Below are 11,604 nucleotides of genomic sequence, written 5' to 3'. Positions count from 1 at the left end.
ACCATTAGAGAAATTTGCTCAGCTTGTTGATTATCATAAGACTTTTCAAACTGTCGCACCTCATGTTTGAATTCGCCCTTTATCTAATCTATTCAAATCCACGGCTATATCGCTTAATGAATTTAGAATTAATTTTATTTGATCTACAGGGAAAATTTCTTTTAATCTTTTATAAAAATATAAATTCCCTATACTATAAAAACCCTCATTTAATTTTGAAAATTCTTTAGGAATAAAATCCACATAATTAAAATGCTCAGATGGATTCAGCTTTTCTTTTAATTCATTATCAAAAATAATCTTAATATGACCAAAATCATGTTTATTATATTTTTCATCTATAAAACTCGCATAAAACTGAGTTCTATAACTATAGTCATTCCAAAGATCAATTCTAAACAAAAAGTATGGGGCTTGATACTTTTTTAAATTTTCTTGCTCGCTATTTGAAATGATATAAAAATTCATGATTTTTAATAAATATATAGAATATTTATATTTTCTCATGAAATAAAGGAAATTTAAAGTACATGATAACTAAGAAGTATCTTCTATCACTAAACTCGAAGACTTAGAACGTATTCTACTTTCCAAACCTTTCTTTAAACGTGATAGCTACAATCCCTCTAAATCTCCCTTTAAGAAAGGGAGACTTTGTCATGTGATCAATTTGATACGCGAGGCTCGCCCTCCTAAAGAAGTTTTTAAAGTACTGCTTTAACACGAAGCGCAAAAAAGGATGATGGCTAGGGAGAGGATTTAAAACATGCTATAAAATCAAAAACAAACCGAAGAAAAATAAAAACATGCCAAATTATATTATTTTGCTTAGTATTATCCTGATCATTCTTGTGTTCATCATTGGCGCATATCAGTCAAGAAGACGTAAATCCATCAAACCACGTACACTCACAGCCAGACAAAGCAAAATTGCCAACCTTTCCGATGGTATCGAGCTAATTTTCACACCCATTTTCTGGATCATTAAACTCATGATCGGGATATTCAAATCTTAAAGCCGTTGTTAACGATTTTTTTGAATTTGATCATAAAATCGTGTTTATCCCATATTGAAAATCACTCAACAGGAATACAATCTGCACATTCTCCCATCCCGCCCTTACCATGTCGAAAAATCTCGCTACGCTGATTGGCTTAAGTGCCATTTTACAGTGGTCGTCTATCGTGGGATTGCTCAAAAAAATCAGTTTTAGTATTGGACCTGATCTAGCTGTACTGATGATGTATAGCTTAAGCACCCTGCTCTTACTGGCTGTTTTTGGCGTTCCCAAACTCAAAACCATACCCAAATTTTATCTGCTGAGTGCAGCTGCATTATTTATGGTGTATGAAATCTGCTTTGCCTATGCCGTAGCACTCGCACAAACTGCACAGCAAGCCATTGAAATTAGTCTGGTGAATTATTTGTGGCCCAGTATGACCATTGCGATGCTGATTTTATTTCATGAACTAAAATTTCATAGCTTGGTGGTGGTGGGGCTTAGTATTAGTCTGGCAGGTATTTTTTATATCCAGACAGGCAACGGCGATATTCATTTAGCAACCGTCATTCATAACATTCAAGCCAATCCGACCAGTTACATCTTGGCATTTATTGGAGCGAGTTTATGGTCGCTGTATTGTGTATTTACCAAAAAATATAGCCAAGGACATAACCCGATCGTGTTCTTTTTCGCGATGGTAAGTGTGGTTCTCTGGAGCAAGACGCTGCTGTTAGATCACGAACAACTGCCACAACTTCTTAATATTGACTTGAATATTATGCTGTATATGTTGCTGGTTTCGGTCGTAACTGGCTTGGGTTATGCAGCCTGGAATATCGGGATTAACCAGGGCAATATCGCGATGCTGGTCGCGTTATCATATTTTAGCCCGATCTTTTCGTCTATCATTTCGATGTGGGTACTGAATACCAGTCTATCCCACACCTTTTGGATCGGTACGATGATGGTTACCTTAGGTTCATTTATTTGCTGGCTGTCGACCAACTGGGATGAAATTCGGGACCGACTGTTTCCAGGCAAGCTCTATAAAACTTAAACCACATTTTTGCGGTTTAAGTTTGGCTGCATCTGCAATCCATTAACGGGTGATGCCTAGTTTATTCCACACGTCAGGGGTCAAAAACGTCGTGACCAGTTTGCTCATATCGATATATTTGAGTACACCATTCAGCTGACTTTTGATTTCCGGATTTTTCAGTATTTCCTCACCTGTGACCTGCCCAAGCTCCTGGAAACTTTCACCCACTGCTTGTACTCCTTCAGCCTGAATCACCGCTTTGGTTTGGGTTGGACATTGCTCAACCAGAATCCGCTGTAAAACTGTCGCTAAATTTCTGTCGAGTGTTTCCTTTTGAGTTGCAGTTACATTGCTAAAAGCTTTCAGATCGGGATGATTACCCAATGCCACAAAGGTCCATTGCAAGACTGTGGTTTTATCAGTGGCCGTCGTGGATTTCATTAAACAGTCACTAAGCTGATCAACTGTTGGACCGGCTGTCGCAATCTGAGTTGCACCCAGCAATGCTGTAGTCATAAAGACTGCCCGAAGACCCGATAAAGCTTTGAATCCCATATTCCTTTCCTTTTTCACCCGTTCAAACTGCTTGAACAATGCAGTTTCTTTGTAGCATGTAAAAGATTAGAAAACCTGTAGAACTCTGTAACCTGAGAGATAAAAAAAGTCCCGACATCAGTCAGGACTTTTGGAATCGAATGAGGAAATCAGACTTACCAGATTTTTACCCGTTTATCTTCTTCCAGATACATTGGATCTTCTTGCTTGACGCTAAAGGCTTCATAGAAAGGTTTCTGGTTAAGTAAGGTCGCACGGCCACGAATGGCTGCTGGTGAATGCGGGTCTGTTTTTAACAGCTGTAATGCCAGTTCCGGACGAACTTTGGCACGCCATGCCTGCGTCCAGCCAATATAGAAACGCTGATCTCCGGTATATCCATCAATCACCGGAGCAGGCTTGCCATTTAATGACAATTTATAAGCTTCATAGGCAATCGCCAGACCTGAGTTATCGGCAATATTTTCACCTAAGGTCAGTTCACCATTGACGTGATAGCCCGGTATCGCTTCATAAGCATTATATTGCTCAACCAGAGCTTTGGTTTTTTCCTTAAACTTTTTATCGTCTTCTTCGGTCCACCAGTTTTTCATGTTGCCATCTGCATCAAAGCGGCTACCCTGATCATCAAAACCATGACTGATTTCATGCCCAATCACGGCACCGATTGCGCCATAGTTCACGGCATCATCAGCATTCATATCGAAGAATGGCGGCTGTAAAATAGCAGCAGGGAAAACAATTTCATTGCCCATTGGGTTGTAGTAAGCATTTACCGTTTGCGGCAGCATATGCCATTCTTCGCGGTCAACTGGCTTGCCCAGCTTGTTCATTTCGATGTCATAAATAAAACTGTTGGTACGCTGAATATTACCAATTAAGTCGCCATCTTTAATATCTAACTTGCTGTAATCACGCCATTTGTTTGGATAGCCAATTTTCACACTGAAACTTTTCAGTTTACGATGTGCCTGAACTTTGGTGGCATCGCTCATCCAGTCTAATTTATTGAGATTTTGCTCAAATGCCAGCAATAAATTGTCGACCAATTTCTCCATACGCTGTTTTTGTTCAGGCTGGAAATGTTTTGCCACATACACTTGTGCCAGACTTTCACCCAGAATCGCATTGGTCAAATCGACACCGCGTTTCCAACGCGCACGTTGCTCAGTCACTCCACGTAAGGTTTTGCTATACATGTCAAAGTTTGCATCGGCATAAGGTTGGCTTAAATATGCTGCATTGCTATTAATCAGGTGAAATTTAAAATAGGTCTGCCATGAATTAATCGGTGTTTTTTCTAAAATTTGATTGAGATCTTCAAAATAACTTTTTTGCGCCATAATCACGGTTTTGGTTTTTTTATCTAGGCCTGTGGCTTTAAAATAGGTTTTCCAATCAAATGCCGGCACTAAAGTTTTTACATCTTTGAGTGCAAAGACATTGTACATTTTTTCTATATCGCGATTTTGCACGCTGTCCCATTGCACTTTGGCAATGTCGGTTTCTAACTGCAAAATTGTCTGCGCATGTGTGCTTGCTTCAGCTTCTATTTCACCAGAAAGCATAAGCAGTTTTTCGATATATTTCACATACGCTTCACGTGCTATTTTTAATTTTTCATCGTCTTTTAAATAGTAGTCACGATCAGGTAAGCCTAAACCGCTTTGTCCCATCATTACCGCCATTTGATCGGACTTTTTCAAGTCTTGCATCACACCAAAATCAAAAGGTGTGGTGACTCGAGTTTTCGCAAATTCCGCGACCAACAACGTAAAGTCTTTTGAGGTTTTCATAGCTGAAATTTTGGCTAAATCTGCTTTAAGTGGCATTAAGCCTTTTGTATCTAAAGTCTTAGTGTCCATAAAGCTGGCATATAGGCTACCGACTTTTTGTTCATTGGTTCCATAAGCGGATTTTGTTTTGGCCAGGTCTTCGACAATGGCATGCAACTGCTGAGTCGAATTTTCACGTAACTGGGTAAATGCACCCCAGTTTGGCATGTCAGATGGAATATCTTCGTGTTCTAACCAGTGCCCGTTCACATGTTGATAGAAATCCTGTTGTGGAGCGATTTTTTTATCAAAGTATTGCTGGTTTACACCTGAGCTTAATTGTTGCGCCACAACAGTTTGATCTGAAGCATAATTTGCAGTTGAAACCAATAATAAAGCACTAACCAGTGTTGTTTTTAGAAAAATTTTCAAAGCTGACTATCCTTGCGCTTCACTGCGCAGTTTAATTTAAATATGTATGTTGATTTTATGATCAGACACTTAAGTCCTTATACGATAAGCAGCATATATGCCAATCTCTAAAAAAATGTTTGGCTCTATATAATACTCTTTTACAGAAAAACAGGGCTGTTTTCAGACTCACGGCCCCGCTTTTAACCGCTACCAGATAGATACCCGCTTTTCTGGTGGCAAATACATTTTGTCCCCTTCTTTAATTTCGAAAGCATCATAGAAGCTCTGTTGATTACGGACGGTACCATTGCTCCTCACAGATGCAGGAGCATGGCTTGCAAGATTCAGGCTATTTAACAGATATTCAGAATTAGTTTTGCTCCGCCATGTCTGTGCCCAGCCCATATAAAAGCGTTGATCTCCGCTAAAACCGTCAATGACCGGGGCAGGCTGACCTTTAAGCGATAATCTATAAGCCATATGTGCGACACCTAGCCCCAGGTTATCTGCAATATTTTCACTTGTATTTAATTCAGCATTTACCTTGTATCCGGGTAATGCTTCATACTGTTTATATTGCTCGACCAAGGCTTTGGTACGTTCATTAAATTTTTTACGGTCATGCTCGTTCCACTTTTCTCCACCCTTACCTTTTGCATCAAAATGACTGCCCTTATCATCAAAACCATGACTAATCTCATGTGCAATCACAGCGCCTATCGCCCCATAATTGACCGCAGGATCATGGCTTGCATCATAATAAAATGGAGGCTGCCAGATTGCCGCTGGTAACACGATTTCATTGAGTTGGGCGCTATAGTAGGCATTTACCGATTGCGGCAACATGTACCAGGTTTCCGGATCAATGGCCTGTCCTACCTTGTCCAGTTCACGTTGAAAATTTAACATTCGGGTACGCTGGATATTTCCGATCAGATCATCTTTACGAATATCCAAGGCTGAATAGTCGCGCCATGTTTTTGGATAGCCAACTTTGACATTAATACTATCCAGTTTATGTCGCACTTCTCTTTTGGTATCCGCTCCCATCCAGCTGGCCTGATCAAGTTTTAGATGAAATGCTTTACGGAGATTTTCCACCATTTCCAGCATGGCCGGGCGTTGTGTTTCATCAAAATACTTTTCTACATAAAGCTTGCCAAGAACATTCCCTAAAATGCCGTTGGTCAGTTCAAGAGCAGATTCATCACGTGGAGAACGCGTTTGGATTCCATTCAAAGCAGTATCATAAAAATCAAAATAATGTTTCTGAAAAACTTCAGTTAAATATGGTGAATAACTGTTGATCAAATTAAATTTCAAATAGGTTTGCCAGGTTTCGATCGGAATGACCTTCCATAATTCGTCCAGTTGTCGTAAATAATCAACCTGAGAGATAGCAACCTCTTTTCCGATACCTTTTAGGCCTAGTTCTGAAAAATAACTCATCCAGTCAAAAGAAGGCATGAAGGTAATAACATTTTTAGGTGCAAAGATATAGGTTTTCACCTCATCATGGCGTAACTCCGTGGCTGACCAGCTAATTTTTGCCAATGCCTTTTCCAAAGCCAGGATGGTGCGTGCATCTTCAATCGGCTTGGGCTGACCGGCAAAATTTAAGGTATTGGCAACATACAGCAGATAAGTATTCCGAAGTTCTTGGTGGCGTGGTTGCTCGCTCAGATAAAAATCACGGTCAGGCATGCCCAATTCACCCTGCCCCACAAACATCAAAGCCCTTGAAGACGCTTTTCGGTCCTGATGAAAATCGGTAGAAAATGGCAAGTTCAGGTCAATTTTTTCTGCATAGGCAAAGAATTCTGCCAGATCTTTTTTAGTCCTGATATTTTCAATCCGCTGCAAGTCTTGTTGTAATCCTGCTAACCCAATGTGCTCCAGACGTTTGCTATCCATATAACTGGCGTATAAATCTGCGACTTTTTGTTCATTGCTGCCTTGCGGATGCTGCTTTTTAGCCAGTTCATTAAAAATGGTAAATAACTGATGACTTGACTTCATACTCAATTCGGCAAATGCACCTGATAGGGCCTGATCTTCAGGAATCTTTGCAGTTTTCAGCCAGTTTCCATTTACGAACTGATAAAAATCCTGCTTTGGGTCTACTGTCCTATCAATAGAGCTAAGATCAATTGCGGACTTTAAGTAAGTCGTAGTCACTGCATGATTCATTGGTGAAGCTAGAAACGCACCCATAAAAATCAAGTGACTTAAAATATGTTTTCTCAAGCGATAAATCTCATTATTTTATATGGTTGAAATCAATTGGTTTTTATTTTTTAACGCATTGTCCTCTATATTCAAAACTAAATAGTTTTAAGCAAAGGATGTACCAATATAGCTCATTATATATGGTTGAATAATCTTAAATTTAATCAACAGAAATAATAAATAAATTCCCGATAATGACTACTACCTGATATGAAAGCTTCTTTTTATTTCTGGCCTGCTAAATTTTTTTAATATCACCATAGCAGTCATTATTCATTTTTATAACCCCTTGAAAGCAAAATCTTTTATCAGTTTTAGAGCTATTTTAAATATTCTCTATCTCGATGCTTATAAGCATAAATCAAACTATTTTTCATTTCGATCGCCTGAAAAGAGATGACCACTCTCTTTTTCAGGCGCTAAAATTTTCACGAAAAGATCTTAAAGTTACTTGATCTGTCTTAACATATTTTTTGCACCACTATGATTATAGTTATTGGCTAAATTTTGCAGAATCCGCTTGGATTGAGCTTTAGCATTCGGGAAACGGCTGGCATAGACCGGAATACTGTTCAGGCAGCGTGCGACCAGCATCCCTGATTCAGTATAGACACGTGTCCCTTCTGTACCCTGCAATTTTCCATAATTATAGGCACGCTGTGCGTTGTTACAGGCATTGTTAAGATTCTTGCCGCTGTTAATATCACGACGTGCCGACACATAACTTTTCATCTGTTGTTGTTGAGGTGTTTCTGCCACCACAGCACGAGCGGATGCTGCCAGCTGTCTTTTTTCTGCTTCTTTTTTCTCCAGCTCTCTTCTTTCTAATTCCTTGCGCTCTACTTCTTTTCTCTCCAGATCTTTGACCGCTAATTCCTTAAGTTCCTTGGTATTCTTTGCAGCAGAAGGTTTATTAGTAGTGGTATTTTTTAGCGAGGAAGCCATATTTTTTTCAGCTGCAAGCTTGGCTTTAGGACGATAAAAATTTTGGGCTTTGGAAAGACTCATAAGTTGGGTGAGTAATCGAACACTGCGCGTCTGGCTGGTTTTATCAACCTGCCGCTCAGAAATCGGCTCAATCGAAACAATCCAGCTTTCTGTCAGATCATCCATACGACACTGATAGGCACCACTTCCCTGGACAACACCTCGATTGCTGCTCAATCGTTTGCGTTGAGCCACATCTGCTACAGCATTAAAAGTACTTTTGTACAGCAGAGAAAATTTACCGCCCTGTTCATGACAATATTGCGTCAGTATGGACCGAGGATACATCGCCTGAGTGGTATTATTTTTCTGTGCTTGCCCCCAAAGATAAATATAATCTTTTGCAGTACCATCACGTTGATTTAAAGCCCGTTTGGCAATTAGCTCGTCAGGACTGGCAAAAGGATGTAAAACCTCTGTTTTCATCCGGTTCATGCTATTACAACCGACTAAACTCGCTGCCCCTATTATTAGAATAATTACTTTTAGCTTCTCAGCAAACATCTCAACCCCAAACCCCTGTATAACAAAGCGAAAATAGCACAAAACCATAAACACAAGATATTGATAATTATAAAATTTAAACGGTAAAAAAATACATATCCGTCTCAAGTTTGCTAATTGTGCCAAGCTTCACATGATAAAAATTGACACAAGTATCATTATTAACCCAGATCAAATAATAAACAATACTATATAGGACTCAAGAAAAAGAAAGAAAAAACACATAAAAAACCGAAGAAGGCGGTGATTCCTTCTTCGGCGGCTTATTCAGATAACGCTACAGAGCTTTATTATTATGTGTAATAAAAATTACCTTTTATCCACTATAGCATTGCCTGAACAAGATCAGCATAAGAATAATTTCCTCAACGTACATTTTTTATTTTTATACGTGAACCACTGGAAATTAAACACCATCTTGGCTGGCCATTAGGATTCTAGCCAAGAAAAAAATAATTGAATACCCCAATATTGGGAGGTTCTACAACTATTTTTCCGGTTCATTCAGATAGGGGGTAGATCGTTATTTTCCATTGGATTTTGTGAAATAAATCACAATAAACAAAAGCCAAAATTAAATCTGTTTGGCTGATAAAGTACACCAATAATATAAGAAAAAATTAATCGATATGTGATTCAAATGCTTTCAAACGTTTATAGATTGACATGAGTTCAATAATGGTAGGCCATGACAATATCAAATACTGGAAAGATTCGCGGACTTTGCCAAACACGTTCAGGATTTGCATCATCAAACCCAGCGTAATAGCACCCGCCGCAATACTTGGAAACAGAATAAATAATCCGTAAATATTGTCTAACTGCAAATACCAGATCCGCACCATATTGAAATAAGCATAATGAAAATACAGCCTGAAATAATTCCAGCGTACCCGGCTAAACAGTTCTTGTAATGTCAGCGGATGTGCCCGATCAGCATAATCTTCGCCATATACCAGCTCTTTGCGATATGCTGCCTCAACTTTCTGGTTATTGAACTCCAGTCCGGGCAGTTTCATTCCTACAACCATTAAAATGATCGTACCCAAGAGTGCCCAGCCGATTGAGGCCCACATTAAAGCATGTGGTATTTCTCCCACAATTGGCAAGACCTTCACGTGACTAGATAGCTGATACAAGATCGGAAGGAAGGCCATTAGTAACATAAGTGCTTCAATCAGCGAAACACTCAACTGTTCCGTAGTTTTAGCAAAACGCATGGTATCTTCCTGGATACGCTGCGATGCACCTTCAATATGGCGTAATTGCTCCCAATGCGCGGTATAATAGTTATTCATCGCGGTACGCCAGCGAAAGACGTAATGGCTGACAAAAAACAGGTTAAATACAGCCAAAGTGACATAAACTATTGCAATATAAATAAAGGTTAATGCCCCTTGATAAAGCAATGACACATCACCTCCGCCTTTGGTGAGCATCTGTTGGATCTGGTCATAAAACGGACTGTACCATTCGTTTAATACCACATTTACCTGCACCCCGAACCAGATATTAAACAGGATAAATGCCGACCCCCAGACTGACCAGCGCTGCCATGGATGTCTGGCTTTCCAGTACCAGAACAGGGCAAATATAGCAGTCGCAATGCAATACCAGAGATAGAACCAGATAAATTGGTCCGACCAGAAACGACCGATGCCTATCGTAAGTTTTTCATCAGGAGATCCTTCAGGGAAACCCAGATAAACGCCCCATCCTGATCCGCCACTATGCCAAAGCACAAGATTAATGATAAACCACAAAATCAGACTACTAAAAAACCAGATGGGTTGTGGGAAAAATGACTTAAACATACCGACACAGTTCTCCTTATGTCTTTTGGTCATTCAAATAACCCATATTTTATTCTTATTGAGGATTTTTACTGTTATAAAGCATTATTTTTAATTTAGTATAAAAGACAGGAAGATACCTAGTGTCTGCAAGCTTATTTTTAGCCGTCAACTCTGCATGATAATTCTTTTTCGTATATTCTCAGTTACTACCCGCTAAATCTTCATAGGAGGGGAGTAAAAAGTACAAAGATCATAATTTTTTTGAACTTTTCCCTCTGCGCAAATTTTTTATTTTTATTATTTGTCGGGTTTCTGTAAAAAATCTAATACATCTATACTCTGAAAAAGTGGGTTGAAAATCATGTATACTGCATGTCTTCTGGAGATTCCTCTCTGAATGGCCGTATTTCTCTTTACTTAAACAAGTCATTGATCGAGTTCTCAGTTTTTTGAAGAAATAGTTAAATTTTCAAAAATCATGCTATGATTTAATTATCGAAAAGTAATCTTATTTTGGAAAAGCTATGGAAAGTTCGGTAATTGAATTACTCAAACCAGTGACGCTAAGAAAGGAAAACTGCGATCCTATTATTTTTGAAGCTGGCACTGTTTTGAAAGTTGTCATGCAGACTCCAACCAGTCTTCTGGTCAGTAATGATGATGACTTTAACTTTACAATTCCTTTAAAAGACGAAAATGAGGTCTGGAGAGAAATCTGAGTATTTCCCCTCCCCCCATGTTGATGATTGGGTTGTATCAGGTATTGGCGCTTTAATTTAAATGGTACGACCCCCAACTTAGCCTCCCTCTCATAGCTTATTCATTATTTCTTAAAACTTATTCTCTCGCTTGTAATGCCCTGCATATACTCATTCTAAAGTTATTCATTCCTTCAAAAAATATTTATGAAATTCATTTATTTATTAATATAGGACTTACGCACTATTATTTATAGATTTTCTGTGGCAGCAGATGATTCTTATCGAGAATAAATTCATCAATAAAGTTCTTGATAATTGGTCTAAATAATTTCTTCTGCCAACGATATACATTTTCAAAGATCCGCTCAAACTGGTTCTTTTGTATCTCAACATAGGCCATCAAGGCTGAGAAAATATGATTCAAAATCAGCTTGGATCGTCTTACTTGAAACTTTTCAATATGACAAACCTGTTTAATTACTCGATGATATTGTTCTATTTTCCAATGACTTGAATGTAATTCATAAAAACCATCAAAGGACAATAAATCATCTTCATCTTGATGCACAATATAAAATCTCTGCTGTTCTTTTAACTGAG

At 38.7% G+C, this 11,604-nt stretch carries 10 protein-coding genes; 3 read left to right on the top strand and 7 right to left on the bottom strand.

Going from position 1 to position 11,604, the window contains the following annotated elements; all coding sequences use genetic code 11:
• Positions 1-60 precede the first annotated feature (60 nt).
• Complete coding sequence (locus VXP95_RS14525) at positions 61-468, bottom strand: hypothetical protein (protein WP_416712298.1); 408 nt, start codon at positions 466-468, stop codon at positions 61-63.
• Between the two features lie 338 nt (positions 469-806).
• Between VXP95_RS14525 and VXP95_RS14520 the strand changes: the two genes are divergently transcribed.
• Together VXP95_RS14520 and yddG are read left to right on the top strand one after the other, a co-directional pair.
• Positions 807-1,016, top strand: a complete 210-nt coding sequence (locus VXP95_RS14520; protein ID WP_416712297.1) for a hypothetical protein — start codon at positions 807-809, stop codon at positions 1,014-1,016.
• Positions 1,017-1,125: 109 nt separating this feature from the next.
• Complete coding sequence (gene yddG / locus VXP95_RS14515) at positions 1,126-2,061, top strand: aromatic amino acid DMT transporter YddG (protein ID WP_416712296.1); 936 nt, start codon at positions 1,126-1,128, stop codon at positions 2,059-2,061.
• A 42-nt stretch (positions 2,062-2,103) separates the two neighbouring features.
• On the opposite strand, the gene VXP95_RS14510 is transcribed toward yddG, so the two are convergent.
• The 5 genes from VXP95_RS14510 to sbmA all read right to left on the bottom strand — a co-directional run bounded on the left by VXP95_RS14510 (position 2,104) and on the right by sbmA (position 10,321).
• Positions 2,104-2,598 carry a hypothetical protein gene (locus tag VXP95_RS14510; protein ID WP_416712295.1) on the bottom strand — a complete coding sequence of 165 codons (495 nt, stop codon included), beginning with the start codon at positions 2,596-2,598 and terminating at the stop codon, positions 2,104-2,106.
• 155 nt (positions 2,599-2,753) lie between these two features.
• On the bottom strand, positions 2,754-4,805 hold the full coding sequence (locus tag VXP95_RS14505; protein WP_416712294.1) for a M13 family metallopeptidase: 2,052 nt from the start codon (positions 4,803-4,805) through the stop codon (positions 2,754-2,756).
• A 189-nt stretch (positions 4,806-4,994) separates the two neighbouring features.
• On the bottom strand, positions 4,995-7,034 hold the full coding sequence (locus VXP95_RS14500; RefSeq protein WP_416712293.1) for a M13 family metallopeptidase: 2,040 nt from the start codon (positions 7,032-7,034) through the stop codon (positions 4,995-4,997).
• Between the two features lie 429 nt (positions 7,035-7,463).
• Positions 7,464-8,438, bottom strand: coding sequence for a hypothetical protein (locus VXP95_RS14495; RefSeq protein ID WP_416705144.1), 975 nt, complete (start codon positions 8,436-8,438; stop codon positions 7,464-7,466).
• Between the two features lie 689 nt (positions 8,439-9,127).
• Positions 9,128-10,321: a peptide antibiotic transporter SbmA gene (gene sbmA, locus VXP95_RS14490; RefSeq protein ID WP_416681800.1), complete on the bottom strand. Its 1,194-nt coding sequence runs from the start codon at positions 10,319-10,321 to the stop codon at positions 9,128-9,130.
• A 506-nt stretch (positions 10,322-10,827) separates the two neighbouring features.
• On the opposite strand from sbmA, the gene VXP95_RS14485 reads away from it, so the two are divergent.
• Positions 10,828-11,022 (top strand): hypothetical protein, encoded by a 195-nt coding sequence (locus VXP95_RS14485; RefSeq protein ID WP_064095723.1) that lies wholly within the window; start codon positions 10,828-10,830, stop codon positions 11,020-11,022.
• Between the two features lie 226 nt (positions 11,023-11,248).
• Here VXP95_RS14485 and VXP95_RS14480 read toward each other — a convergent pair.
• Positions 11,249-11,604 (bottom strand): transposase (locus tag VXP95_RS14480; RefSeq protein ID WP_416712292.1); only part of this gene is annotated, 356 nt, incomplete at its 5' end.

The organism is Acinetobacter sp. 226, from assembly GCF_048147925.1.
GTDB lineage: Bacteria > Pseudomonadota > Gammaproteobacteria > Pseudomonadales > Moraxellaceae > Acinetobacter > Acinetobacter pecorum.
Note: the sequence above shows the minus strand (reverse complement) of the source record. Positions and strands in the feature narration are given on the sequence as shown.